Raw genomic sequence first — 25,806 nt, 5'->3', positions numbered from 1 at the left:
AGGAGCGATGAAGCACATCAAGCTGCGCGACCTGGACGTCTCCCGGATCGGGCTCGGCGCCATGGGCATGTCCCACGCGTACGCCGGGGCGGGGAGCGATGACGCGGAGTCGATCCGTACGATCCACCGCGCCCTGGAGCTGGGCCTCACGTTCGTCGACACCGCCGAGGTCTACGGGCCGTACGTCAACGAGGAGCTGGTCGGCCGCGCGCTCAAGGGCCGCTGGGACCAGGTGGTGCTGGCGACGAAGTTCGGGCTGATCTCGCACACCGGGCGGGAGGGCGGCGCCGACAGCAGCCCGGCCAGTATCCGCACCGCGGTCGAGGGTTCGCTGAAGCGGCTGGGTACGGACCGGATCGATCTGTACTACCAGCACCGCGTCGACCCGGGCACGCCGATCGAGGAGACCGTCGGCGCCCTCGCCGAGCTGGTCGCCGAGGGCAAGATCCGGTACATCGGGCTGTCCGAGGCCGGTCCCGACACCATCCGGCGCGCGCACGCGGTGCACCCGGTGACCGCGCTCCAGTCGGAGTACTCGCTGTTCACCCGTGATCCGGAGCAGCGGGTGCTGCCGGTGCTGCGCGAGCTGAACATCGGGTTCGTGCCCTTCTCGCCGCTGGGCCGCGGCTTCCTGACCGGGTCGATCCGTTCGGCCGACCAGATCGACCCGAAGGACTTCCGCGCCGACAACCCCCGCTTCACCCAGGAGAACTTCGCGCACAACCTCCGGCTGGCCGACGAGGTCGCGGCCGTCGCCGCGGAGATCGGCGCCACCCCGGCGCAGGTCGCGCTCGCCTGGCTGCTCGCGCAGGGCGACGACATCGCCCCGATCCCCGGCACCCGCCGGGTCGCCCGCGTCGAGGAGAACATCGGCGCCGACGCGGTCCGCCTGACGGACGCGCAGCTGGCGAAGCTCAGCAGCCTTCCCCCGGCCGCCGGCGAGACCCACAACGCGGCGCAGATGCGCCTGCTGGAGCGCTGACGCCCCACATCCTTCCGTCCAGTACCCCTACCCGCGGTCATGTCGCTTTACGATGGAATAAAAGTCACATTTTCTCCTGTAGTGGAATGAGGTGACCCGATCATGGCCGCACCGACGGAGACACCTGTCCTGGACACCCTTGCCGCCATGACGGTCGACTCCCTGGAGCGCTGCGGTCTGGACGACCGGACGCTGCTGCTGACCCGGGTCGCGGCTCTGGCTTCGATGGACGCTCCCGCGCTGTCCTATGCCGCGCACCTGGGTCCCGCCGCTGAGGCGGGCCTGACCGCCGAGCGGGTGCAGGACGTACTGGTGGCGATCGCCCCGGTCGTGGGCACCGCGCGGGTGATGGCCGCCGCGGCCAACATCACCAAGGCCCTGGGCATCGCGATCACGGTGGCCGAGGACGAAGGACCGGCCTGACGCGGAAGGGAGAAGACCATGGCAGGGACCGTGACCCTGGCCTACGACTATCCGATCCTCGGGGCGTTCTGGACGGTCTTCCTGCTCGCGCTGGCCGTTCTGTGGTTCGTCCTGCTCTTCCGGGTCATCGTGGACGTCTTCCGCGATGACGACCTGGGCGGGGCGGCAAAGACAGGATGGCTGCTGTTCGTGATCCTGCTGCCGTTCCTCGGCGTGTTCGTCTACGTCGTCGCCCGCGGCCGGCACATGGGCGCGCGCGAGCAGGCCCACGCCCGAGCAAGGCAGGAGGAGTTCGAGAGCTACGTCCGTACCACGGCCGGGGCGAACGCGCCCGAAGTCGAACAGCTCACCAAGCTCGCCGACATGCACGACAAGGGTGCCATTTCCGACCGCGAGTACGAACGGGCGAAAGAGAAGGTGCTGCACTGACGGAACTCACCGGCGTGTGCGCGCCACGGCGGGCAGGGTGCCGTAGCCGCGCAGGATGCGGGTCGGGCGGCGGCGCGCCCCGGCCCGCAGCTCAATGGTGGGGAAGCGTTCGAAGAGCGTGCGCAGCCCCACCTCGCCTTCCATCCGCGCCAGTGACGCCCCGAGGCAGTAGTGGCGTCCGGCGCCGAACGACAGGTGGTCGCGGGCGTTCTCCCGGGTGACGTCGAAGGTGTGCGGGTCGGCGAAGACCTCCGGGTCGCGGTTGGCCCCGGCCAGCACCACGCTGACCAGCCGCCCGGCCGGCACCGCGGTGCCCGCGATGGTGGTCGGCCGCACCGTCATGCGGCCGGTGAGCAGCACGGGCGGGTCGTAGCGGAGGATCTCGTTGACCGCGTTGCCCCAGGCGTCGGGCCGCTCGCGGAGCAGGGCGAGCTGGTCGCGGTCGGCCGAGAGCAGCGCGATGCCGTTGCCGAGCAGGTTGACGGTGGTTTCGAAGCCGGCCGCGAGCACCAGCCCGGCGGTGGACTTCAGCTCCTTGTCGGTCAGGCCCGTGCCGTCCTCCTGGGCGGTGACGAGCTGGCTGAGCAGGTCCTCGCCGGGGTCGGCGCGCAGCCGGTCCAGGTGGCCGCTGAGCCACTGGTCGAAGGTGCCGAGCGCGGACTCCACCCGGCGGAACTCGCCCCAGGGCAGGCCGACATCGAGGCTCGGCGCGGCCGCCTCGCCGAGTTCCAGCACGCGGTGCCGCTCGGCGGGCGGGATGCCCAGGATCTCGCAGATCACCGTGACGGGCAGTAGCGCGCAGTAGCGCGCGATCAGGTCGGCGGGCTCGTCGGCCGGTATGGTCCCGACCAGTTCGTCCGCTATCTGCTGGGTCCGCTCCTGGAGTTGGGCCACCGCTCGCGCGGTGAAGACCTTCGTGACGAGCTTGCGGTAGCGGGTGTGCTGCGGCGGCTCGACCGCGAGCAGCGACGGCGGCCGGACCGGGTGCAGCACCTCGATCTCCGACCAGGCACCGACCTTGGCGAGCAGGGTGTCCGCGGCCACGAAGCGGCCCGCCTCGACATCGGGGTTGGCCAGCGCCTCCCGGACGGCCTCGTGGGAGGTCACGACCCTCCCGAACCTGGAGGTGAGCACAGGTCCTTGGGCGCGGATGTCGTCGAGCAGGGCGAACAGTTCGGCGCTGGTGCCGCCGGCCATCGTCGCGACGAGCCGCCCTTGGAGGTCGCCGCGCCGCGCACCGAGGGCGACCGCGGTGCGGGGGAGGGCATGGTTGGCGCCCCAGCGCACCACCTGCTTGACCTGGCGGGTCGGAGGAAATTGCATCGGCGCTCCTCATCCTCATTACCCACACCGTGGGTAATCCGCGGGCCATTCAATACCCACGTTGTGGGTTTGTGCAAGGCAGGGCACAATGAGCTGCTATGACGCGACTCCCGGAGACCGGCACGACCTGCGCGGAGCCCGGCCCGGCGCGCCGCGGCCGACCGCCCAAGGGCACCGCCCAGCTCTCCCGGGACGGGATCGTCGAGGCCACGCTGAAGGTGATAGACGCCGACGGGACCGCCGCGGTCTCGATGCGCTCGGTCGCCCGCACCCTCGGGGTCGACGCCAAGAGCCTCTACAACCACGTCGACGGCAAGGACGGGCTGCTGGACGCCGTCGCCGAGCACCTCCTCGGCGGGATCGCGCTGCCCGAGCTGACCGGGGACTTCGCCACCGACCTGCGCGCGGTCGCCGACGCCTTCCGCGCGCGGGCGCTGCTGCACCCCGAGGCGGCCGCGCTGGTGCTGACCCGTCAGGTCACCTCGCTCGCGGCCCTCGCCCCCGTCGAGGCGATGCTCGCGGTGCTGCGCGGCGCCGGCTGCCCGGTCGGCGAGGCCGTCCAACTGCTGCGGCTGCTGGTGGCCGCCCTCGTCGGCATCCTGCTGCGCGAGGTCAGGACCGGGCCGACCTACGGCGTCGTCGAGGCGGGCGGCCTCGCCCAGCGCCGCGCCCTGCTGGCCGGCTCGGGCCTGCCCCACGTGGCGGAGGCGGTCGCCGAACTCGCGCACTTCGACCGTGAGGAGGGCTACGAGTACGCCATCGACGCGGCGATCGACGTCGTCGTCCGCCGCGTCGCCGCGGTCACCTCCGCCGCCGAAGGCCACTGAGCGTCAATCGGTGAGCGCGCACCGCTGAGCGCGGGTCCGTGGGGCCACATCCGCCCGGGCGTTCGTGGCACAGCCGTCCGGAAAAGCACACCGGGGGCGGGGTTTGAAAAGCCCGGGACCGTAAAGGCGGTGGCTATCACGATTTCGCGTCTCGGAGGGAAGAGCGGGTCATGGGAATTCTCGCGTGGATCATCATCGGACTGCTGGCGGGGGCCATCGCCAAGGCGCTCATGCCCGGCCGCGACCCGGGCGGAATCATCATCACCATGGTGATCGGAATTCTCGGCGGTCTGCTCGGCGGTTGGCTGGGGAAGGTCATCTTCCACGTCCACTCGATCAACGGGTTCTTCCACCTGTCGACCTGGATCGCGGCGATCGTCGGCTCGATGATCCTCCTGGCGCTCTACCGGGCGGTCACCCACGGCCGGCGCTCCTGACGCGGACATCCGCCCACCCTTCCGGCCGCGCCCGGGAGTTGTCCCACCGACCGGCCATGGGCAACGGCGCCAGGGTGGAGAAATTCCCAGAATTCCGTTTCCCGGAAATCGCCGTTCGATCCAGGAGATTCCCGGACCGACCGACAGAGAGGATCGACGACATGAGTGACCACGGCAAGACGCAGGCGAAGCTCGACGAAGCCAAGGGCAAGGTGAAGGAAAACGTCGGCCACGCCGTCGGCAACGAGCGCATGGAGGCGGAGGGCCGGACCGACCAGGCCGGGGCCGACATCCGCCAGGCCGGCCACAAGGCCAAGGACTCCGCCGAGGCCGTCTTCCACAGCGACGACTGACGCCCCTCGACGATCGACGTCGTGGCGGATCAGGGGTGTGCCCGCCCGGAGGACCAGGACCCTCCGGGCGGGCACACCCGTGTGCGCTGCGGTGTGGTGCGGCGCGTCGACGGCGCCGCCGTCCACGGTCCCGGCCCGGGGCCGGGCCGGCCGCCGAGGCGGCGTCAGGAACCGGGTGAGCGGCGCGCGACCGGGGCAGACGACGGGCATGGACACCGCCGACACGCCTCCGCAGCCCGACCGGCCGCCCGTACCCCCGACGTCTCCCGCGTCTCCCGCGTCTTCCGCGCGCCGCGCGGCTCCGTACGCCGGGAGCGGCGAGGCGCCGCCGGTGCCGGCCCAGCCGCCCGGGCAACCGCCCCGCGGCGACGCCGGCGGTTCCCGGGAACCGGGCCCGCGACGTCTCCGCGGGCCGGTGCTGCTCTCGATGCTCGCCGCCGCGGTGGCCGTCGTCCTCGTGCTGGTGCTGACCGGTAACGGCAGTCGCCACCAGGACGGTTCGCCCGCCGGCGGTGGGGGCGGACCGGTGGGGGCGGACGACTTCCATGCCGGCGACACCGCCCTGGTCGTCCTCGACGGTGTGTCCGGCCGTATCCAGCTGACCGCCGATCCGCACGCCCGCGCCGTCACCGGCAGCTTCCACCGCACCGACGGCACCGCCGACCGACTGCGCGGACGGACCGTCCACGACGCCTCCGCCGACCGTGACGCGCTTGAGGTCGGGTGCGAGGACCAGGCCGGGGTCCGCGTGCCGTGCGCCGGTGACCTGGTCCTGACCCTGCCCGCCCACACCGGGCTGCGCCTGCGCCAGACCTCGGGCCAGGCCGTGCTGAGCGGGCTGGGCGGCGACGTCACCGTCGACGCCTCCTCGATCCAGCTCACCACGGCCGGCCTGCGGTCCCGGCTGGCGCACTTCACCGTCACCTCGGGCAGCGCCGACCTGTCCTTCGCGGGCGTGCCCGACGACTTCGACCTGCACGAGACGTCCGCGTCCGTCACCGCGCACCTGCCGCACTCCCCGGACGGCTACGCCGTCGCCACCGCGGCGTCGTCCGCGAGCACCCAGGTGACGGTGCCGCGCAATCCCGCCTCCCCACACCGGCTCTCCCTGGCCGTCACCTCCGGCTCGCTGTCCGTCGCCTCCGCGGGATAAAGCGACCCCGCGCCGCACCCGGCGCGGCCGTTCACGCCCCCAGATCCGCCAGGACCTCCCTGGCGGCGCGGGCCCCCGACGCGAGGGCGCCCTGGACCGAGCCGGTCGCCCGGTGGTCCCCGCACAGGTAGCGGCGTGCGCCGCCCGCGTCGCTCATGGCCGACCCGTCGCCCGCGGGCCGGCGCGTGCTGCGGGTGAGCGGCCAGGGCGGCGGCATCGCGGGCAGCGCCTCCGGTACGCGGTACTCCGCCACCGGCTCCCACCCGTCGGTGTCCGTGTCGTACAACTCCGCCAGGGTGCGGCGCACTTCGGCCTCGTCCGGGGTGCCGGTCACGCCGAGGACGGAGGTGGAGACGAGGGCTCGACCCGGAGGAGCGTAGGTCGGTCCGATCGCGCTCAGCACCACCGTGTTCAGCACGCGCCGGGCGGAGTCGGTGACCAGCACCGGCTCGGTGAGCGGCGGTTCGGGGGCGGCGTGGTAGTACGTCGTGACCGCGCGGGTCGGCACCGGCGCGAGCCCGGGCAGCAGCCGGACCGCGGCGCCGGGCCCGGTCGCGACCACCACGGCGGTGGCGGTCGCCTCCCGCCCGTCGGTGAGCAGCACGCCGTCGTCCGTCAGCGCCTCGACCGGGGACTCCAGACGCACAGTGCCCGGCGGCAACGCCGCGGCGAGTTGCGCCGGGACCGCGCCGATCCCCTCGGCCGGCAGGCACAGGGTGCCGCGCAGCATGGACCGCCACACCAGGTGGAAGAAGCGGCTGGAGGTCTCCAGTTCGTCCTCCAGGAAGACCCCGGACAGGAACGGCCGCAGTACCCGGTCCACGAACTCCTCGGAGAGTCCGGCCGCCGACAGGGCAGTTCTCGTGGTGCGGTCGGCGCCGTGCTTCAGCACGTGCGGCGGTGCGAGCAGGTCGCGGCCGCTGAGCACGCCGAGCGCGGTGAGGTCGCGGGCGGAGCCGAGCCGCCCGGGCACGAGGTCGGCCAGCCGGCCGAGCCGGACGGGCCCGCGGGTGGGGTCCGCCACCCGCAGTCGCCCCTCGCCGGTGTGCACCAGCAGGTCCGGGGCGAACGACCGCAGCCGCAGCCTGCGCAGCTCAAGTCGCCGCTTAACCTGCGGATACGACGTGTTGAACACCTGGAAGCCGCGGTCGAGGCGGAACCCGCCCCGGACGTCGGTGCGCATCCGCCCGCCCACACCGTCGGAACCCTCGAACACCCGCACCGTCAGGCCCGCGGCGGCCAGATCGCCGGCGCACGCCAGCCCTGCCGCACCTGCGCCCACGACCAGCACGTCCACGGGTTCCACCCCAGCCGCCACGACCGCCACCACCCTCTCCTCAGCGGTGGACTACCCGGCCCGCCCCAAAATCCACGGCTCCGTCCGGGTGATTCGCGCTGCCGGGGGCCCGCAGTCCCGTCGTGAGGGGCGACGGCGTGACCGCCGCGGCACGGTCCGGAACGGTCCGGCCCGTCCGCCGGGAGCCGTCAGTAGGCGTAGAAGCCCGCGCCGGACTTGCGGCCCAGGCGGCCCGCGTCGACCATGCGCTGGAGGATGGGCGGGGCCGCGTAGAGGGGCTCCTTGTACTCGGAGTACATCGAGTCGGCGATGGCGGCCACCGTGTCCAGGCCGATCAGGTCGGAGAGCTTGAGCGGGCCCATCGGGTGGGCGCAGCCCAGCTCCATGCCGTTGTCGATGTCCTCGCGGGTGGCGATGCCGGACTCGAACATGCGGATCGCGGAGAGCAGGTAGGGCACCAGGAGGGCGTTGACGACGAAGCCGGAGCGGTCCTGGGCGCGGATGGGGTGCTTGCCGAGGACGTCGGTGACCAGGGCCTCGGCGCGCTTGACCGTCTCGCTGCCGGTGGTGAGCGCCGGGATGATCTCGACCAGGCGCTGGACGGGGGCCGGGTTGAAGAAGTGGATGCCCACCACCTGGTCGGGGCGCGAGGTGGCCACCGCGAGCCGGACCAGCGGGATGGAGGAGGTGTTGGAGGCGAGGATGGCGTCGGGGCGGGTGACGACCTGGTCGAGTGTCTTGAAGATGCCGAGCTTGACCTGCTCGTCCTCCACCACCGCCTCGATCACCAGGTCCCGGTCGGCGAACTCGGCCAGGTCCGTGGTGTAAGTGAGCCGGTCCAGCGCCGCGTCCCGCTCCTGTTCGGTGAGCTTGCCGCGCTCCGCGGCCTTGGCGAGCGAGTTCGCCAGCCGGGCGCGGCCCAACTCCAGCGCCTCGCCGGAGGTCTCGGCGACCCGGACGTCGAGTCCGGCCTTCGCGCACACCTCGGCGATGCCCGAACCCATCTGGCCCGCGCCCACCACTCCGACGCGCTGGATGTCACTCACTCGTCCGCCTCCCGATCGCCGGCCGTGTCCGGCCCCGTCGCTGCCTGCCGTGCGCTGGCTCGTACCTCTGATCACCGGCCCCTGATCACTGCCCCGATCGGGTACCGGACAGACGTTACCGCCCAGGAGGATCGGCGGGGCCGCCGCCCTGCCGCTCCAGTGGACTGGACCAGTCGGTGCTTGCCGCCATCGGCCCGGGCCACCATCATCGGCGGATCTGGACGGTGGATCAGGCAGATCAGCTCGATCAGGAGGACCGTATGGACCCGCTGCACCCGCTTTCCCGGAGGACGTTGACCGTCGCCGCCGCCGGAGCGCTGGCCTCGGCCGCGGCGGTCGGCACCGCACAGGCCGCGACCGCCGCCCGTACCGCAGACGCCGCCCGTACCGCCGACCCGGCCCGTCCTGCCGGCCCCGCCGCGGCCCCGGGCACTGCCCGCCGCGAGCTGCGCGGCATGTGGATCGCCACCGTCGCCAACACCGACTGGCCCTCCGCGCCCGGCCTGTCCCCGCAAGCGCAGCGCGCCGAACTGACCGGCCTGCTGGACCTCGCGGTCGAACGGCGGCTGAACGCCGTGATGGTGCAGGTCCGCCCGACCGCCGACGCGTTCTGGCCGTCGCCGTACGAGCCCTGGTCGCAGTACCTCACCGGCACCCAGGGCCGCGACCCCGGCTGGGACCCGCTGGGCACCGCCGTCCATGAGGCGCACCGCCGCGGGCTGGAGGTGCACGCCTGGTTCAACCCGTACCGCGTCGCGATGACCGACGACCCCGGCACCCTCGCCCCCACCCACCCGGCCCGGCTGCACCCGGAGTGGGTGCTGCCCTACGGCGGCAAGCTCTACTACGACCCCGGACAGCCGCAGGTCCGCCGCTTCGTCGAGGACGCCATGCTCGACGCGGTGCGCCGCTACCCGGTCGACGCCGTGCACTTCGACGACTACTTCTACCCGTACCCGGTGGCCGGCCAGACCTTCGCCGACGACGCGAGCTATGCCCGCTACGGCGCCGGCTTCCCCGACCGCGACGCGTGGCGCCGCCACAACACCGACCTGCTGGTGCGCGAGATGGCCGCCCGCATCAAGCAGGTCCGGCCCGGCACGCAGTACGGCATCAGCCCGTTCGGCGTGTGGCGCAACGCCGCCACCGACCCGCGCGGCTCGGCCACCGCGGCCGGGGTGCAGACCTACGACGACCTGCACGCCGACACCCGCGGCTGGGTCGAGCGCGGCTGGCTGGACTACATCGCCCCGCAGGTCTACTGGAACATCGGCTTCGCGGCCGCCGACTACGCGGTGCTGGTGCCCTGGTGGTCCGATGTGGTGGCCGGCACCCGCGCCAGGCTCTACGTGGGGGAGGCCCTGTACAAGGCCGGCGCCGCGGGCCAGCCGGCGGCCTGGCAGGACCCGGCCGAGCTCTCCCGCCACCTCGCCTTCGACGCGGGCTACCCGCAGGTGCGCGGCAACATCTACTTCTCCGCGACGCAGGTGGGCGCCGACCCGCTGGGCGCGATGAGCGAGGTGGTCGCCGAGCACTACCCGACGAGGGTGCGCACGCCGTGAGGTGACGGGCAGTCAATTTTCCTCTGTCCGCGGCCGGTTGTGAGCACCTCACGGCCCGGCCGCGGGCGGATAAACGTTCGTGTGCCGATCGCCCGCGCTGCTACGTTCTCCGCGTGGCGAAACTCAATCAGATCATCGCAGTCGAGAAGGGCGCCAAGTCCAAGGCCCACCACGAGCTGGCGTCCGCCCAGCGCGACCTGCTCAAGCCCGCGCTGCTGTCCGGCATCGCCCGGACCTACCAGCCCAAGGACGAGGAGGGCGAGCAGCTGCCGCCGGAGTCCACCCGGGTGCAGGTCCAGGCCGAGCAGGTGCTGCGGTCCGCGACGACCGCGCTGAGCCGGCTCTTCGACGTGACCGCCACCAAGGACTGGGCGAACTGCGAGGCGCGCGCCGACATCACGGTGGACGGCCGCGAGCTGGTCCGCGATGTGCCGGTGACCTACCTGCTCTTCCTGGAGAAGCAGCTCGTGGAGCTGGGGCAGTTCATCCGGAAGCTGCCGGTGCTCGACGCCGCCGAGGCGTGGAACCTCGACGCCTCCACCGATGCCTGGAAGACCGAGCCGGTGCGCACCATCCGCACCCGCAAGGTGCCGCGCAACCACGTGAAGGCCGAGGCGACCGAGCAGCACCCGGCGCAGGTCGAGGTCTACTACGAGGACATCGCGGTCGGGTACTGGACGACGGTGAAGTTCTCCGGCGCGCTGCCGGCCCGCCGGGTCAACGAGCTGCTGGAGCGGGTGGACAAGCTCCACCAGGCCGTGCAGTTCGCCCGTGAGGAGGCCAACGGCGCCGAGGTCGCCGACCGGCGGGTCGGGGACGCCGTCTTCGGCTACCTGCTCGGGGCCTGACCCCACAAGTTCCCTCCGCCGCGTGCGGAGGGGCTTCCCCGCGCGAGTGCGGGGGAGTGCGCGGGAGCGCAAAGCTGAAACTGAAGCTCGTCGTGAGGCGGCGGCCGCGCACAGCGGCGCCGCGGCCAGACTCAGACTCTCGCTCCAGACTCAGCACGGGCCGCCGATCGCCGGCCCGCCGCTTCGGGCCAAGGGATCGCGAAATGCCGGTTCGACTCCGGCCCGCCGCTCTCGTGCGGCGGTAGTGAAAAGGCATCACGCGCGAGGTGACGCTCACCCGGGCGGTGACAGGGGCCGGCGGCAGCACAGGGCGGCACCAGCGGGGCCCGGGGCCAGGACAAGGCCCCGGGCCCCACCTTCGTGGCTGCCCTCACCTTCGTGGCTGCCCGCCCGCGGGCGATTTCAGGCGAGCCAGTCGGTGTAGCGGGTCGGCGCGAGCCGCGCGTTCCGGTCGGTGAGCACGTCGCCCTTGACCGCGCCGAACATGCCCGCGGCCGGGTCGGTGACGACCGTGCGCGCGTCCGCGCGGTGCCGCAGGGTGAGCCGGCCCAGCTCGTCCAGCGCGAAGACCTCCGGTCCGGCGACGTCGAGGACGCCGCCCAGCGGGGCGCCCGCGGCCACCTCGGCCACCGCGGCGGCCACGTCCGCGGCGGCGATGGGCTGGATGGGCGTGGCCGGCAGCCGTACGGTGTCGCCGTCGGTGGTCCAGGACAGGATCGCGTCGACGAACTCCATGAACTGGGTGGCCCGCACGATCGAGTACGGCACGGGCCCGGCCTTGAGGATGTCCTCCTGGAGCACCTTGGCCCGGTAGTAGTCCAGTTCCGGCACCTGGTCGACCCCGACGATCGAGAGGATCACGAAGTGCCGGACGCCGTTGCGTCCGGCGGCGGCGACGAGGTTGTCCATCGAGGTCCGGAAGAAGCCGGCGGACGCCTCGTCGAAGGTCGGTGAGTTCGTCAGGTTGACGACGGTGCCGGCGCCGGCCAGGGCCTCGTCCAGTCCTTTTCCGCTGATGATGTCCGTACCGGTGGACTGCGAGTGCGGGGTCGCGTCGTGCCCGGCGGCCTTGAGCCGTGTGACGACCTGGGAGCCGATCAGCCCGGTGCCGCCGATGACCGCGATCTTCATGACATGCCTTCCGTCGGGTGCCGTTCCGTCCGTGCCGAGGCGTGCGTGCCCGGCGGGCCAGGTGCCGCCGTAAACTCGGACACCTTCTGTCCGAGACTATACGCGGATGGGACTTGTCCGAGTCAAGATGGGGGGCGGGCGTGGCGCGGACGTGGTGCGTACCGAACCGAGTGGGCCCGCGAGCGGGCTGGTTAGAGTGATCAGGTGAAGATGTCCGGCGGAGTCGAGTGGGCCCTGCACTGCTGCGTGGTGCTCACGTCAGTGGAGGAACCGGTGCCGGCGACCCGGCTGGCCGAACTGCACGACGTCTCGGCGAGCTATCTGGCCAAGCAGTTGCAGGCGCTGTCCCGCGCCGGCCTGGTGCGGTCGGTCCAGGGCAAGGCGGGCGGCTACGTTCTCACCCGCGAACCGGCCTCGATCACCGTGCTCGACGTGGTCGAGGCGGTCGACGGCCCCGAGCGCGCCTTCGTCTGCACGGAGATCCGGCAGCGCGGCCCGCTGGCCACCCCGCCCGAGTCCTGCACCGTGCCCTGCGCCATCTCCCGCGCGATGTCCGCGGCGGACACGGCCTGGCGGGAGTCCCTGCGCGGCGTCTCGATCGCCGACCTCGTCGCGGGCATGAACGCCGACTACGGGCCGGGCGCGCTGCCGGTCTTCGGCGCCTGGCTCACCGGCTCGCCCCCCGCCTGACGCCCCCGCGCGAGGGAGCCCGCGGCCGCGGCCGGAGCGGTCCCGTACCGGCGATACGCTGGGCGCACGATGCACCGATTCAGCTCGCCGTGGGGCGACCTCGACCTGACCCGCTACCCGGCCGAGCCGCGCGAGCAGCTGCGGGCCTGGGACGCCGCCGACGCGTACGCCCTCCAGCACCTCGCCGACACCGGGAGAGCGGCCGAAGGCGGCCGCACCGTCGTCGTCGGTGACCGCTGGGGCGCCCTCACCACCGCGCTCGCCGCGGGCGGCACCCCCCGCCCCACCCTGGTCACGGACTCCTACCTCGGCCGCCAGGCCGCGGAGGCGAACCTGCGGCGCGCCATCCCCGGGGCCCCGGCAGGCGCACCCGCAAGCGCCCCGGCCGAACTGCGCACCACCCGCGACGAACCGCCCGCGCGGATCGACCTGCTGATCGTCCGGGTGCCCAAGAGCCTCGCCCTGCTGGAGGACCAGCTGCACCGGCTCGCGCCCGCCGTCCACCCCGGCACCACCGTGCTCGGCACCGGCATGGTCAGCGAGATCCACACCTCCACGCTCCGCCTCTTCGAGCGGATCATCGGCCCCACCACCACCTCGCTCGCGGTGCGCAAGGCCCGGCTGGTCTTCTGCACGCCCGAGCCCGGCCTCGCCCGCGGCGCCAACCCCTGGCCGCTGCGCTACGCCCTGCCCGACGGCATCGGCCCGATGTCCGGGCGCACCGTCGTCAACCACGCCGGGGTGTTCTGCGCCGACCGGCTCGACCTCGGCACCCGCCTGCTGCTGGCGCACCTGCCGGACCGCACCGGCCCGGACCGGGTGGTGGACCTCGGCTGCGGCAACGGCGTCCTCGGTACGGCCGCCGCCCTCGCCAACCCCGACGCCGAGGTGCTCTTCACCGACGAGTCCTACCAGGCCGTCGCCTCCGCCGAGGAGACCTTCCACGCCAACGCCGCGCCCGGCAGCAAGGCCCGCTTCGCTGTCGGGGACGCCCTCACCGCGGTGCCGCCCGGCAGCGCCGACCTGGTGCTGCTCAACCCGCCCTTCCACTCCCACCGCGCCACCACCGACGCCGCCGCCCGCCGCATGTTCACCACGGCGCACGCGGCGCTGGCCGCGGGCGGCGAGCTGCGGGTCGTCGCCAACCGCCACCTCGCCTACCTGCCGCGGCTGCGCCGCCTGTTCGGCAACGGCGAGGTGGCCGCGGCGAACCCGAAGTACGTGGTGCTGCGCAGCACCAGGTAGCTGCGCTCCGGGGCACGTACGCACCCGCTCCCGGCACGAAGCGCTCCCTGGCGGACGCCTTCACAGCGGGGAGGCCGCACGGCGGGGGCCCACACGGCGGGACCCGCACGGCGGGGCGCCCTCGTACAGGAGGGCGCCCCGTCCGCCGATCAACCCAGCGACGCCACCGCGGCGTTGAAGATCGCCGACGGCCGCATGACCGCCGTCGCCTTCGCCGGGTCGGGCTGGTAGTACCCGCCGATGTCCGCCGGCGAGCCCTGGACGGCGATGAGTTCGGCGACGATCGCCTCCTCCTGCTCCGCGAGGGTCTTCGCCAGCGGCGCGAACGCCTCCGCGAGCTGCGTGTCGTCGGACTGCGCGGCCAGCTCCTGCGCCCAGTACACCGCCAGGTAGAAGTGGCTGCCGCGGTTGTCGATCCCGCCGACCCGCCGGGACGGCGACTTGTCCTCGTTGAGGAACGTGCCGGTGGCACGGTCGAGGGTGTCGGCCAGGATCTGCGCCCGCGTGTTCCCGGTGGTCTGCGCGAGGTGCTCGAAGCTCACCGCGAGCGCCAGGAACTCGCCGAGGCTGTCCCAGCGCAGGTAGTCCTCCTTGACCAGCTGCTGCACGTGCTTGGGCGCGGAGCCGCCGGCGCCGGTCTCGAACAGCCCGCCGCCGTTGATCAGCGGCACCACCGACAGCATCTTGGCGCTGGTGCCCAGCTCCAGGATCGGGAAGAGGTCGGTCAGGTAGTCGCGCAGCACGTTGCCGGTGACGGAGATGGTGTTCTCGCCGCGGCGGATGCGCTCCAGGGACAGCTTCGTCGCCTCGATCGGGGAGAGCACCCGGATGTCCAGGCCCTCGGTGTCGTGCTCCGGCAGGTACGCCTCGACCTTGGCGATCAGCGCCGCGTCGTGGGCGCGCTCGGCGTCCAGCCAGAAGACAGCCGGGTCGCCGGTGGCGCGGGCGCGGGTGACGGCGAGCTTGACCCAGTCGCGGATCGGCAGGTCCTTGGTCTGGCACATCCGGAAGATGTCGCCGGCCGAGACGGCCTGCTCCAGCACGACCGCACCGCTGCCGTCGACCACCCGGACGGTGCCGGTGGCGGCGATCTCGAAGGTCTTGTCGTGGCTGCCGTACTCCTCGGCCTTCTGGGCCATCAGGCCGACGTTCGGCACCGAGCCCATGGTGGCCGGGTCGAAGGCGCCGTGCGCCCGGCAGTCGTCGAGCACGACCTGGTAGACGCCCGCGTAGCTGCTGTCGGGCAGCACCGCCAGGGTGTCGGCCTCCTTGCCGTCCGGACCCCACATGTGGCCCGAGGTGCGGATCATCGCGGGCATCGAGGCGTCCACGATGACGTCGCTGGGCACGTGCAGGTTGGTGATGCCGCGATCGGAGTCGACCATCGCCAGCGCCGGGCCGGCGGCCAGCTCCGCGGCGAAGGACGCCTTGATCGCCTCGCCCTCCGGCAGCTTCTCCGCGCCGGCCAGGATCGCGCCGAGGCCGTCGTTCGGCGTCAGGCCGGCGGCGGCGAACACCGCGCCGTACTCCGCGAAGGTGTTCGGGAAGAACGCGCGCACCGCGTGGCCGAAGATGATCGGGTCGGAGACCTTCATCATGGTCGCCTTCAGGTGCACCGAGAACAGCACGCCCTCGGCCTTGGCCCGGGCGACCTGCGCGGTGAGGAACTCGCGCAGCGCGCCGACCCGCAGCACCGACGCGTCCACGACCTCGCCGGCCAGCACCGGCACCGACTCGCGCAGCACGCTGGTGCTGCCGTCGTCGCCGTGCAGCTCGATGCGCAGGCTGCCGTCGGCGGCGATGACCGCGGACTTCTCGGTGGAGCGGAAGTCGTCGGCGCCCATCGTGGCCACGTTCGTCTTCGAGTCCGCCGACCAGGCGCCCATGCGGTGCGGGTGGGCCTTGGCGTAGTTCTTCACCGCGGCGGCCGCGCGGCGGTCGGAGTTGCCCTCGCGCAGCACCGGGTTGACCGCGCTGCCCTTGACCTTGTCGTACCGGGCGCGGATGTCGCGCTCCTCGTCGGTTTTCGGGTCGTCCGGGTAGTCCGGCAGTGCGTAGCCCTGCTCGCGCAGCTCGGCGACGGCCGCCTTGAGCTGCGGGATCGACGCGGAGATGTTCGGCAGCTTGATGATGTTCGCCTCGGGCCGCTGCGCCAGCTCACCCAGCTCGGCCAGCGCGTCGTCGATCCGCTGGTCCTCCTCCAGGTACTCCGGGAAGCCGGCGATGATCCGGCCCGCCAGCGAGATGTCCCGGCTCTCGACCGTGACCCCGGCGGTCGAGGCGTACGCCTGGATCACGGGCAGGAACGAGTACGTGGCCAGGGCCGGGGCCTCGTCGGTGTGCGTGTAGATGATGGTCGAGTCAGCCACCGCTTGCTCTCCGTCCAGTCTCCAACATTGCTTGATATCAAGATATCCCGTCGCCGTCCTCTCCTCGAACAAGCCCCCGGATTCCTGTGGACAACCGGACACCGCCCGGCCCCGGCCCCGTCCGTCCCGCCCTGCCCCGCCCCTGCCTCAGACCAGGGCGGCGGCCAGCGCCGCGAAGGCCGCGACGATCACGGCGACGCGGACGTAGTGGAAGCGGTCCCAGCGGTCCATCTGCTCCCGCCAGTCCGCGGGCCGATTCTCGGGGGTCCACGCCTTGGTGCGGTTGTTGATCGGGACGAGCAGCAGCAGCGACATGACCACGCTGGTGACCAGCAGCGCGCCGGCGGTGACGACGAGCCCGGCCCCCTGGTGGTGCCGGCCAGCCGCCGCCCAGAGCGCGACGAGGACGAGCGAGCCGATGTACCAGAACGGCATCACCGCGCCGAGCATCCGGCCCCCGTGGGCGCGGCCGAGCTGGTAGCTGTCGACGGGCAGCGCCCCGAGGATCGGGTTGACGACGAAGGCGACCGAGAACTCCACCCCCACCATCACGCCGACGACCACGGTGGTGACGACCTCGAGTGCGTTGAGCATGGGTGACCCCTTCTGGAATCTAGCGTTGCTAGGACTAGGGCCAACGCTAGACCTGCTGCCGCTCGATTGTCTAGCGATGCTAGGATCGAGTCATGTCGGTACAGGAACGCAAGGAGCGCGAGCGGGCGGACCGCGAGCGGCTGATCGTGGCGACGGCCCGCGAGATCGCCGAGCGGCAGGGCTGGGACGCGGTCACCACCCGCCGGCTCGCCGAGCGGATCGAGTACAGCCAGCCCGTCCTCTACAGCCACTTCCGGGGCAAGCGCGAGATCATCGGCGCCGTGGCCGTCGAAGGGGCCGCCGAGCTGGCCGCCGCGCTGCGCTCCGCGGTCTCGGCCGTGCCCGGGCCGCGCGACCGGGTCGCGGCACTCGCCCGGGCCTACCTCGACTTCGCGGCGCGCAACCCGGCGGTCTACGACGCGCTGTTCCGGCTCGACGGCGGTCTGGCGTTCGCGCGCGAGGACACCCCGGCGTCGCTCAAGGACGCCTTCGCCGCCCTGCTCGAAACCCTCGGCCCGGTCGCCGGGGACGCCGACCCCGGACTGTTCACCGAGCTGTTCTGGGCGGCCCTGCACGGCCTGGCCACCCTCACCCGCGAGGGGCGCCTGCCTGCGACCGAGGCCGACCGCCGCGTCGGCCTGCTGGTGGCCCGCCTCGCCGCCGGCTGACCCCGCCCCGGGGTGCGCCCGCGGGTGACCCCCGTTCGGCTCATTGCATAAAAGTGCACCCGCCCGTATAGTCATGCCGTCGAAGGAGGAGCCATGACGGTACGGGTGGCGGTGGCCGGGGCCAGCGGATACGCCGGCGGAGAGGTGCTCAGACTGCTCGTCGGGCACCCCGAGGTCGAGATCGGGGCGCTGACCGGCAACAGCAACGCCGGGCAGCGGCTGGGCGCGCTCCAGCCGCACCTGGTGCCGCTGGCCGACCGGGTGCTCGCGGAGACCTCCGCGCAGGTGCTCGCCGGCCACGACGTGGTCTTCCTCGCGCTGCCGCACGGCCAGTCCGCGGCGGTCGCCGAGCAGCTGGGCGAGGATGTGCTCGTGATCGACATGGGCGCCGACTTCCGGCTCCGGGACGCCGCCGACTGGGAGCGGTTCTACGGGTCGGAGCACGCGGGCAGCTGGCCGTACGGGCTGCCCGAACTGCCGGGTGGCCGCGCCGCGCTGGAGGGGTCCAAGCGCGTCGCGGTGCCCGGCTGCTATCCGACGGCCGTCTCGCTCGCCCTCTTCCCGGCCTACGTGGCCGGCCTGGTGGCGCCCGAGGCGGTGGTCGTCGCCGCGTCCGGCACGTCCGGCGCGGGCAAGGCGCCCAAGCCGCACCTGCTCGGCTCCGAGGTGATGGGGTCCATGACGCCCTACGGCGTCGGCGGCGGCCACCGGCACACCCCCGAGATGATCCAGAACCTCAGCGCGGTCGCCGGGCAGCGGGTGAGCGTGTCCTTCACGCCCACCCTCGCGCCCATGCCCCGCGGCATCCTCGCGACCTGCTCCGCGGCGGCGCTCCCGGGCGTCGGCGCGGCCGACGTGCGCGCCGCGTACGAGAAGGCGTACGCCGACGAGCCGTTCGTCCACCTGCTGCCCGAGGGCCAGTGGCCGGCGACCGCCTCGGTCTACGGCTCCAACGCCGCACACGTCCAGGTCGCCCACGACCCGGACGCCGGGCGCGTCATCGCGATCAGCGCGATCGACAACCTCGCGAAGGGCACCGCGGGCGGCGCCGTACAGAGCATGAACATCGCCCTCGGGCTCCCGGAGGCGACGGGACTTTCCACGATCGGAGTGGCGCCTTGAGCGTGACGGCAGCTAAGGGGTTCACGGCGGCGGGGGTTGCCGCCGGGATCAAGGAGAACGGCAACCCGGACCTGGCCCTGGTGGTCAACGCCGGGCCGCGCCGGGCCGCCGCGGGCGTCTTCACGTCGAACCGGGTGAAGGCCGCACCGGTGCTGTGGTCGGAGCAGGTGCTCAAGGGCGGCGAGGTGACCGCCGTGGTGCTCAACTCCGGCGGCGCCAACGCCTGCACCGGCCCCAAGGGCTTCCAGGACACGCACGCGACCGCCGAGCGGGTCGCGGAGGTGCTGGGCCACAGCGCGGGCGAGGTCGCGGTCGCCTCGACCGGCCTGATCGGCTTGCGGCTGCCGATGGACAAGCTGCTGGCGGGCATCGGCACGGCCGCCGCCGCGCTGTCCGAGCACGGCGGCGAGAAGGCCGCCATCGCCATCAAGACCACCGACAGCGTGCACAAGACCGCCGTGGCCACCGGCCCGTCCGGCTTCACCGTCGGCGGCATGGCCAAGGGCGCGGGCATGCTCGCCCCGGGCCTGGCCACCATGCTCGTGGTCCTCACCACCGACGCCGACGCCGACCCGGGCACCTTGGACAAGGCGCTGCGGGACGCCACCCGGCTGACCTTCGACCGGATCGACTCCGACGGCTGCATGTCCACCAACGACACGGTGCTGCTGCTCGCCTCGGGCGCCTCCGGCGTCACCCCGGAGTACGAGGAGCTCGCCGAGACCGTCCGCGCGGTCTGCGCCGACCTCGCCCGGCAGCTCATCGGCGACGCCGAGGGCGCGAGCAAGGACATCCGGATCGAGGTGGTGCACGCCGCGACCGAGGACGACGCCGTCGAGGTGGGCCGCTCCATCGCCCGCAACAACCTCCTGAAGTGCGCCGTGCACGGCGAGGACCCCAACTGGGGCCGGGTGCTGTCCGCGATCGGCACCACCTCCGCCGCCTTCGACCCCGACGCGCTCGACGTGGCGATCAACGGCGTGTGGGTCTGCCGGGCCGGCTCGGTCGGCGAGGACCGCGACCTGGTCGACATGCGCTTCCGCGAGGTCGTCATCACCGCCGACCTCGGCGCCGGCGACGCGTCCGCCGTGATCTGGACCAACGACCTCACCGCCGACTACGTCCACGAGAACAGCGCGTACAGCTCATGACCACCACCGACCCCCGCCCCGGGGGAACCCCGCGCAAGCACACCGCGCTGCCCAAGGCGCAGGTCCTGATCGAGGCGCTGCCCTGGCTGACCCGGCACCACGGCCGGACCGTGGTGGTGAAGTTCGGCGGCAACGCCATGGTCGACGACGCGCTGAAGGCCGCGTTCGCGCAGGACGTGGTGTTCCTGCGGCACGCCGGGCTCAAGCCGGTCGTCGTGCACGGCGGCGGCCCGCAGATCAGCGCCCAGCTCGACCGGCACGGCCTGGTCAGCGAGTTCAAGGCGGGCCTGCGGGTCACCACGCCCGAGGCGATGGACGTGGTCCGGATGGTGCTCGCCGGCCAGGTGCAGCGCGAACTGGTCGGCCTGCTCAACCGGCACGGCCCGCTCGCGGTCGGCCTGACCGGCGAGGACGCCCACACCATCAGCGCCGTCAAGCACCGCCCGACGATCGACGGCGAGACGGTGGACATCGGCCGGGTCGGCGAGATCACCGCGATCGACACCGGCGCCATCGAGGCGCTGCTCGCCGACGGCCGTATCCCGGTGGTCTCCTCGATCGCCCGCTCCGCCGACGACGGCCACATCTACAACGTCAACGCCGACACCGCCGCCGCCGCGCTGGCCGCGGCCCTCGGCGCCGAGACGCTGATGGTGCTCACCGACGTCGAGGGCCTGTACGAGGACTGGCCGCACAGCGACGACGTGATCAGCCGGCTGACCGCCAGCGAGCTGGAGATGCTGCTGCCGGACCTGTCCAGCGGGATGGTGCCCAAGATGGAGGGCTGCCTGCACGCCGTACGCCACGGGGTGAGCACCGCCCGCGTCATCGACGGCCGGGTGCCGCACTCGATCCTGCTGGAGATCTTCACCGACGAGGGCATCGGCACGATGGTCGTGCCCGACCCGGACCCGGCGCAGGACCCGGCGCCGCCCGGCGCCCTTGTCGCCGACCACACGACGACCGCGGACCCGTCCGCAGAAGGGGGAGCACGGTGACCGCCAACGAGGAGCTGGCCCAGCGCTGGCAGGGCGCGATGATGAACAGCTACGGCGTCCCCCGGCTGCCGCTGGCCCGCGGCGAGGGCGCCCGCTTCTGGGACGCCGAGGGCAACGAGTACCTCGACTTCGTCGGCGGCATCGCCACCAACGCCCTGGGCACCGCCCACCCGGCCGTCGTCGAGGCCGTCACCCGGCAGATCGGGTCGCTCGGCCACATCTCCAACCTCTTCCTCGCCGAGCCGACCGTCGCGCTCGCCGAGCGGCTGATCGAGCTGGCCGGCCGCCCGGGCCGGGTCTTCTTCGCCAACTCCGGCGCCGAGGCCAACGAGGCGGCCTTCAAGATCGGCCGGCTCACCGGCCGCACCCATGTCGTCGCCGCCCAGGGCGCCTTCCACGGCCGCACCATGGGCTCCCTGGCGCTCACCGGCCAGCCCGCCAAGCGCACCGCGTTCGAGCCGCTGCCCGGCGACGTCACCCACGTCCCGTACGGCGACGAGGCCGCGCTGCGCGCCGCGGTCACCACCGACACCGCGATGGTGATCCTGGAGCCGATCCTCGGCGAGTACGGCGTCGTGGTGCCCCCGGCCGGTTATCTGCGGGCGGCCCGGGAGATCACCGCGGCCACCGGCACCCTCCTGGTCCTCGACGAGGTGCAGACCGGCGTCGGCCGGACCGGCCACTGGTTCGAGTGCCAGGCACAGGGCGTCGAGCCCGACGTGATGACCCTGGCCAAGGGCCTGGGCGGCGGGCTGCCGCTCGGTGCGGCGATCGCGTTCGGCGAGGCCGCGGAGCTGATCACCCCCGGCAGCCACGGCACCACCTTCGGCGGCAACCCGGTCGCCTGCGCCGCCGCGCTGGCCGTCCTGGAGACCATCGCGGCCGAGGACCTGCTCGACAACGTCAAGCGGCAGGGCGAGAAACTGCGGCAGGGCGTGGCCGCGCTGAACCACCCGCTCGTCGATCACGTGCGCGGTTCCGGGCTGTTGATCGGTATCGTGCTCACCGAGCCGCTGGCCGCCAAGGTCGAGCGCGCGGCGCAGCAGGCCGGGCTCCTGGTGAACGCGGCCGTCCCCGGGGTGGTGCGCCTCGCCCCGCCGCTGGTCGTGGGCGACGCGGAGACCGACGCGTTCCTCCGGGTGCTGCCCGGTGTGCTCGACGAGGTGCACCAGGCCGCTCAGGCGGGCCGATCAGGAGAATGACGGAGATCCGTACACGATGACCGAGCAGCATGCGCATGGCGCGGGACAGGCCGTCCCGCAGACCCGTACCGCCCGCCACCGCAGGATCGTCGACCTGCTGGGGCGGCAGCCGGTGCGCTCCCAGAGCCAACTGGCGAAGCTGCTCGCCGACGACGGGCTGAGCGTCACCCAGGCGACGCTCAGCCGGGACCTCGACGAACTCGGCGCGGTCAAGATCCGTACGAACGACGGGGAGTTGATCTACGCGGTGCCCTCCGAAGGGGGGTTCCGCACGCCGCAGGCGCCGCTGGGGGAGTCGGTCAAGGAGGAGCGGATGCGGCGGCTCGCCGCGGAGCTGCTGATCTCCGCGGAGGCTTCGGCGAACCTCGTGGTGGTGCGGACGCCGCCGGGGGCGGCGCAGTTCCTCGCGTCGGCGATGGACCAGGCCGAGGTGTACGACATCCTCGGGACGATCGCCGGGGATGACACGGTGGTGCTGATCTCTCGGGACCCTGCCGGGGGGCAGAAGCTGGCGGATCACTTGCTGAGGCTTGCGCAGGGGGAGGCGTAGCGCCGTCGTGGTTGCGGTCTCGTAGCCGGCTGCCACCCGGTGGCCGGTTGCTCGCGCAGTTCCTCGCGCCCCTTTATTGCTTCTGGTCCTCCGGTCGAGCCGCCTTGAGCTTGGTGAATCATGCGGGGGAGTGCATAATTATGCTCATGAGTGCTGAGAAGAACGCGGCCGGCGGCCAGGATCTGAAGCTGTGGGGCGGGCGGTTCGCCGACGGGCCGTCCGCCGCGTTGGAGAAGCTGTCGGCGTCCGTGCACTTCGACTTCCGGCTCGCGCCGTACGACATCGCGGGGTCCCGCGCGCACGCGCGGGTGCTGTACCGGGCCGAGCTGCTGACCGCGGACGAGCTGGACCGGATGATCGCCGGGCTGGACGCGCTGGAGGCGGACGTGGCCGCGGGCACGTTCCGCGGGACGATCGCCGACGAGGACGTGCACACCGCGCTGGAGCGGGGCCTGTTGGAGCGGGTCGGCCCGGACCTCGGCGGGAAGCTGCGGGCCGGGCGGTCGCGGAACGACCAGGTCGCCACGCTCTTCCGGATGTACCTGCGCGACCACGCCCGGATCATGGGCGGTCTGGTCGCCGACCTCCAGGACGCGCTGGTCGGCCTCGCGGAGGCGCACCCGGACGCGGCGATGCCCGGCCGCACCCACCTCCAGCACGCGCAGCCGGTGCTCTTCGCCCACCATGTGCTCGCCCACGCGCAGGCGCTGTCCCGGGACGCGGAGCGGCTGCGGCAGTGGGACGAGCGCACCGCGGTCTCGCCGTACGGCTCCGGCGCGCTCGCCGGGTCCTCGCTCGGCCTGGACCCGGAGGCGGTCGCCCGTGACCTCGGCTTCGAGCACGGCAGCGCCGGCAACTCCATCGACGGCACCGCCTCGCGGGACTTCGTCGCGGAGTTCGCGTTCATCACCGCGATGATCGGGATCAACGTCTCCCGGATCGCCGAGGAGATCATCATCTGGAACACGAAGGAGTTCTCCTTCGTCACCCTGCACGACGCCTTCTCCACCGGCTCCTCGATCATGCCGCAGAAGAAGAACCCGGACATCGCCGAGCTGGCCCGCGGCAAGTCCGGCCGGCTGATCGGCAACCTCACCGGGCTGATGGCCACCCTCAAGGCGCTGCCGCTGGCCTACAACCGGGACCTCCAGGAGGACAAGGAGCCGGTCTTCGACTCCTGCGACCAACTGGAGGTGCTGCTCCCGGCGTTCACCGGCATGATGGCCACCCTCACGGTGCACGAGGAGCGGATGGCGGCGCTGGCCCCGGCCGGTTTCTCGCTGGCCACCGACATCGCCGAGTGGCTGGTCCGGCAGGGCGTGCCGTTCCGGGTCGCGCACGAGGTGGCCGGGGAGTGCGTCAAGGTGTGCGAGGCCGAGGGCATCGAGCTCGACCAGCTCACCGACGAGCAGTTCGCGAAGATCTCCCCGCACCTGGCCCCCCAGGTGCGTGAGGTGCTCAACGTGCCCGGCGCCCTCGCCGCACGCAACGGCCGCGGCGGCACCGCGCCGTCCGCCGTCGCCGTCCAACTCGCCGAGGTCAAGGCGGACCTCGCCACCCAGCACGCCTGGGCGACGGCCAAGCAGAGCGCCGCCGCCGGGCCCTCCGCGTAAGCCGGGCCGCCGCACGAACGGCTGGGGGCGGGCACGAAGACCGTGCCCGCCCCCAGCCGTTTCAGCCTGTTCCTACGCCGCCTTCGCCTTGGTCGCGTAGATGTCGACGTACTCCTGGCCGCCGAGGTGCATCACCTCGGACATCACCTCGTCGGTGACGGCGCGCAGCACGTAGCGGTCGCGGTCCATGCCGTCGTAGCGGGAGAAGTCCAGCGGGGTGCCGAAGCGGACCTTCACCGGGGCGATGCGGGGCATCCCGGTGCCGCCGGGCTGCACCTTGTCGGTGCCGATCATCGCGAACGGGACCACGGGGGCGCCGGTCATCAGCGCCAGCCGGGCGATGCCGGTGCGGCCGCGGTAGAGCCGGCCGTCGGGGGAGCGGGTGCCCTCGGGGTAGATCCCGAAGATCTTGCCCTCCTCCAGTACCCGGCGCCCGGTCATCAGCGCCGCCACCCCGCCGTGGCCGCCGTCGCGGTCCACCGGGATCATGCCGCAGGTGGTGAAGAACCAGGCCATCAGGCGGCCCTTGAGCCCCTTGCCGGTGACGTACTCGTCCTTGCCGATGAAGTAGACCTGCCGGTCGACCACCAGCGACAGGAACAGGGAGTCGATGAAGGTGACGTGGTTGCCCGCCAGGATCACCGCGCCCCCGGACGGGATGTGCTCCACGCCCTCCACGACCGGGCGGTACAGCACACGCATCAGCACCAGCAGGATCGCCTTCAGCACGCTGCGGGACATGCGGGACAACGGACCCCTCCGGGCTCGTACGGACGTCAACCTGCGGACCGACCCTACCGGCCCGTAGGCCCCCGACGATACTTGCGCGGCCCCCGCCCGCGCACGCCGGGTTCACCCACCGGGGAACGGACGTCCGCGCAGGCCGCACCGGGTGCCGGGGACGGCGCCGCCGCACGGCCGACCGGCCCCGCGCGGCAGGGGAGTTGGGAATATCACAGGCCGGTGCCGCCCAGGTCGCCCGCACGGGGCGCCAACTCGCCCGTTCCGGTCGTGAATCGGAGGGTTGAATCCCCGGTGGGACGGGGTAATGCACGGTAAACAGCCGACGTCCGGACGTGCTCGCGGCACGCCTCGGCGGCGCTGTGCCGGAGACCGCGGCAGCGGTACCCGACCGGTTCACCTGTGCGATCATCGGCGCCAGCGGAGGCGACATCGAGCGCACATTCGTATCAACTCCGCACAGGCACACGTTCCGGGCGTGCACCACACCCTCAATCCCGCCCGGACGGATTTCGAAGGGGAGGCCCGCGCGACATGGGCATGAGCGTGACCATCTCTACGGCGAACAGCGGCGACGCCGAGAAGATCCTGAAACTCCAGTACCTGTGCTATCAGGGCGAAGCAGAGCTGTACGGCGACTACACGATCGAGCCGCTCACCCAGACCCTCGAGGAACTGCGCGCCGAACTCGCCGGGAGCACCGTCCTCGTGGCGCGGCTCGGCGAGGAGGTCGTCGGTTCCGTCCGCGGCGCCGTCGACGACGACGGCACCGCCCGTATCGGCAAGCTGATCGTCCACCCGCGCCTGCAACGGCACGGGCTCGGCGGGCGCCTGCTCGCCGCACTCGAAGACCGCCTCGCCGCCGAAGCCGAGGCCAAGCGCTACCGCCTCTTCACCGGGCACCGCAGCCAGGTCCAGCAGCGGATGTACCGCAAGCTCGGCTACGAGCAGGTGGGCGCCGCGGAGCCGGTCAACCGCCGGCTCAGCCTGGTGCACATGGAGAAGTCCGCGGCCCGCCCGCCGGCCCCCGCCGGGAGCTACGCGGCCACGGC

At 72.7% G+C, this 25,806-nt stretch carries 26 protein-coding genes; 19 read left to right on the top strand and 7 right to left on the bottom strand.

What is annotated here, in order from left to right; genetic code table 11:
- Positions 1-7 precede the first annotated feature (7 nt).
- From AC3EVP_RS32285 to AC3EVP_RS32275, 3 genes are all read left to right on the top strand, one after another.
- On the top strand, positions 8-982 hold the full coding sequence (locus AC3EVP_RS32285; protein WP_435136071.1) for an aldo/keto reductase: 975 nt from the start codon (positions 8-10) through the stop codon (positions 980-982).
- Positions 983-1,084: 102 nt separating this feature from the next.
- Positions 1,085-1,405, top strand: coding sequence for a carboxymuconolactone decarboxylase family protein (locus tag AC3EVP_RS32280; RefSeq protein ID WP_435136068.1), 321 nt, complete (start codon positions 1,085-1,087; stop codon positions 1,403-1,405).
- A gap of 18 nt (positions 1,406-1,423) precedes the next feature.
- Positions 1,424-1,834, top strand: a complete 411-nt coding sequence (locus AC3EVP_RS32275) for an SHOCT domain-containing protein (protein ID WP_435136065.1) — start codon at positions 1,424-1,426, stop codon at positions 1,832-1,834.
- Between the two features lie 6 nt (positions 1,835-1,840).
- On the opposite strand, the gene AC3EVP_RS32270 is transcribed toward AC3EVP_RS32275, so the two are convergent.
- Positions 1,841-3,157, bottom strand: a complete 1,317-nt coding sequence (locus AC3EVP_RS32270) for a cytochrome P450 (RefSeq protein WP_435136062.1) — start codon at positions 3,155-3,157, stop codon at positions 1,841-1,843.
- Between the two features lie 98 nt (positions 3,158-3,255).
- Between AC3EVP_RS32270 and AC3EVP_RS32265 the strand changes: the two genes are divergently transcribed.
- The 4 genes from AC3EVP_RS32265 (at position 3,256) to AC3EVP_RS32250 (ending at position 5,927) form a co-directional block, all read left to right on the top strand.
- The gene (locus tag AC3EVP_RS32265) at positions 3,256-3,984 is read left to right on the top strand and encodes a TetR/AcrR family transcriptional regulator (protein WP_435136059.1); all 729 of its coding nucleotides are present in this window, start codon (positions 3,256-3,258) and stop codon (positions 3,982-3,984) included.
- A gap of 170 nt (positions 3,985-4,154) precedes the next feature.
- Positions 4,155-4,421, top strand: a complete 267-nt coding sequence (locus AC3EVP_RS32260; protein WP_335975504.1) for a GlsB/YeaQ/YmgE family stress response membrane protein — start codon at positions 4,155-4,157, stop codon at positions 4,419-4,421.
- 161 nt (positions 4,422-4,582) lie between these two features.
- Complete coding sequence (locus tag AC3EVP_RS32255; protein WP_335975507.1) at positions 4,583-4,774, top strand: CsbD family protein; 192 nt, start codon at positions 4,583-4,585, stop codon at positions 4,772-4,774.
- Positions 4,775-5,189: 415 nt separating this feature from the next.
- Positions 5,190-5,927 (top strand): hypothetical protein, encoded by a 738-nt coding sequence (locus AC3EVP_RS32250; protein ID WP_435136055.1) that lies wholly within the window; start codon positions 5,190-5,192, stop codon positions 5,925-5,927.
- A 31-nt stretch (positions 5,928-5,958) separates the two neighbouring features.
- Here the strand turns inward: AC3EVP_RS32250 and AC3EVP_RS32245 are convergent, their stop codons facing one another.
- The gene (locus AC3EVP_RS32245) at positions 5,959-7,245 is read right to left on the bottom strand and encodes an NAD(P)/FAD-dependent oxidoreductase (protein ID WP_435136169.1); all 1,287 of its coding nucleotides are present in this window, start codon (positions 7,243-7,245) and stop codon (positions 5,959-5,961) included.
- A 167-nt stretch (positions 7,246-7,412) separates the two neighbouring features.
- On the bottom strand, positions 7,413-8,270 hold the full coding sequence (locus tag AC3EVP_RS32240) for a 3-hydroxybutyryl-CoA dehydrogenase (RefSeq protein WP_335975518.1): 858 nt from the start codon (positions 8,268-8,270) through the stop codon (positions 7,413-7,415).
- 269 nt (positions 8,271-8,539) lie between these two features.
- On the opposite strand from AC3EVP_RS32240, the gene AC3EVP_RS32235 reads away from it, so the two are divergent.
- Positions 8,540-9,832 (top strand): glycoside hydrolase family 10-like protein, encoded by a 1,293-nt coding sequence (locus AC3EVP_RS32235; RefSeq protein ID WP_488179838.1) that lies wholly within the window; start codon positions 8,540-8,542, stop codon positions 9,830-9,832.
- 113 nt (positions 9,833-9,945) lie between these two features.
- Positions 9,946-10,680 carry a DUF7873 family protein gene (locus AC3EVP_RS32230; protein ID WP_335975522.1) on the top strand — a complete coding sequence of 245 codons (735 nt, stop codon included), beginning with the start codon at positions 9,946-9,948 and terminating at the stop codon, positions 10,678-10,680.
- A gap of 402 nt (positions 10,681-11,082) precedes the next feature.
- Here the strand turns inward: AC3EVP_RS32230 and AC3EVP_RS32225 are convergent, their stop codons facing one another.
- Entirely contained in the window at positions 11,083-11,811 is a 729-nt protein-coding gene (locus AC3EVP_RS32225) for an SDR family oxidoreductase (protein WP_435136050.1), read from the bottom strand.
- Positions 11,812-12,021: 210 nt separating this feature from the next.
- Between AC3EVP_RS32225 and AC3EVP_RS32220 the strand changes: the two genes are divergently transcribed.
- Positions 12,022-12,501, top strand: a complete 480-nt coding sequence (locus AC3EVP_RS32220) for an RrF2 family transcriptional regulator (protein WP_435136166.1) — start codon at positions 12,022-12,024, stop codon at positions 12,499-12,501.
- Between the two features lie 69 nt (positions 12,502-12,570).
- Positions 12,571-13,746 carry a methyltransferase gene (locus AC3EVP_RS32215; RefSeq protein ID WP_435136048.1) on the top strand — a complete coding sequence of 392 codons (1,176 nt, stop codon included), beginning with the start codon at positions 12,571-12,573 and terminating at the stop codon, positions 13,744-13,746.
- Between the two features lie 149 nt (positions 13,747-13,895).
- On the opposite strand, the gene AC3EVP_RS32210 is transcribed toward AC3EVP_RS32215, so the two are convergent.
- Both AC3EVP_RS32210 and AC3EVP_RS32205 read right to left on the bottom strand, forming a co-directional pair.
- Positions 13,896-16,115, bottom strand: coding sequence for an NADP-dependent isocitrate dehydrogenase (locus AC3EVP_RS32210; protein WP_435136046.1), 2,220 nt, complete (start codon positions 16,113-16,115; stop codon positions 13,896-13,898).
- A 147-nt stretch (positions 16,116-16,262) separates the two neighbouring features.
- The gene (locus AC3EVP_RS32205) at positions 16,263-16,709 is read right to left on the bottom strand and encodes an anthrone oxygenase family protein (protein WP_435136044.1); all 447 of its coding nucleotides are present in this window, start codon (positions 16,707-16,709) and stop codon (positions 16,263-16,265) included.
- 92 nt (positions 16,710-16,801) lie between these two features.
- Between AC3EVP_RS32205 and AC3EVP_RS32200 the strand changes: the two genes are divergently transcribed.
- From AC3EVP_RS32200 to argH, 7 genes are all read left to right on the top strand, one after another.
- Entirely contained in the window at positions 16,802-17,377 is a 576-nt protein-coding gene (locus AC3EVP_RS32200; protein ID WP_435136042.1) for a TetR/AcrR family transcriptional regulator, read from the top strand.
- Positions 17,378-17,470: 93 nt separating this feature from the next.
- Entirely contained in the window at positions 17,471-18,499 is a 1,029-nt protein-coding gene (gene argC, locus AC3EVP_RS32195) for an N-acetyl-gamma-glutamyl-phosphate reductase (protein ID WP_435136040.1), read from the top strand.
- Entirely contained in the window at positions 18,496-19,650 is a 1,155-nt protein-coding gene (gene argJ / locus AC3EVP_RS32190) for a bifunctional glutamate N-acetyltransferase/amino-acid acetyltransferase ArgJ (RefSeq protein ID WP_435136038.1), read from the top strand. Before argC ends, argJ begins: the two co-directional genes overlap by 4 nt.
- Positions 19,647-20,648, top strand: coding sequence for an acetylglutamate kinase (gene argB / locus AC3EVP_RS32185; RefSeq protein ID WP_335975547.1), 1,002 nt, complete (start codon positions 19,647-19,649; stop codon positions 20,646-20,648). The genes argJ and argB overlap by 4 nt, the downstream gene beginning before the upstream one ends.
- Positions 20,649-20,686: 38 nt before the next feature.
- The gene (locus AC3EVP_RS32180) at positions 20,687-21,850 is read left to right on the top strand and encodes an acetylornithine transaminase (protein ID WP_435136163.1); all 1,164 of its coding nucleotides are present in this window, start codon (positions 20,687-20,689) and stop codon (positions 21,848-21,850) included.
- 16 nt (positions 21,851-21,866) lie between these two features.
- A complete protein-coding gene (locus tag AC3EVP_RS32175) occupies positions 21,867-22,400 on the top strand; it encodes an arginine repressor (protein WP_435136036.1) in 534 nt (177 codons plus the stop codon).
- A 146-nt stretch (positions 22,401-22,546) separates the two neighbouring features.
- Positions 22,547-24,013: an argininosuccinate lyase gene (gene argH / locus AC3EVP_RS32170; protein ID WP_435136034.1), complete on the top strand. Its 1,467-nt coding sequence runs from the start codon at positions 22,547-22,549 to the stop codon at positions 24,011-24,013.
- A 72-nt stretch (positions 24,014-24,085) separates the two neighbouring features.
- On the opposite strand, the gene AC3EVP_RS32165 is transcribed toward argH, so the two are convergent.
- Positions 24,086-24,754: a lysophospholipid acyltransferase family protein gene (locus tag AC3EVP_RS32165; RefSeq protein ID WP_435136032.1), complete on the bottom strand. Its 669-nt coding sequence runs from the start codon at positions 24,752-24,754 to the stop codon at positions 24,086-24,088.
- Between the two features lie 534 nt (positions 24,755-25,288).
- Between AC3EVP_RS32165 and AC3EVP_RS32160 the strand changes: the two genes are divergently transcribed.
- A partial coding sequence (locus tag AC3EVP_RS32160) for a GNAT family N-acetyltransferase (protein WP_335975565.1) occupies positions 25,289-25,806 on the top strand: 518 nt, incomplete at its 3' end.

Source organism: Actinacidiphila sp. bgisy144 (assembly GCF_057708105.1).
Note: the sequence above shows the minus strand (reverse complement) of the source record. Positions and strands in the feature narration are given on the sequence as shown.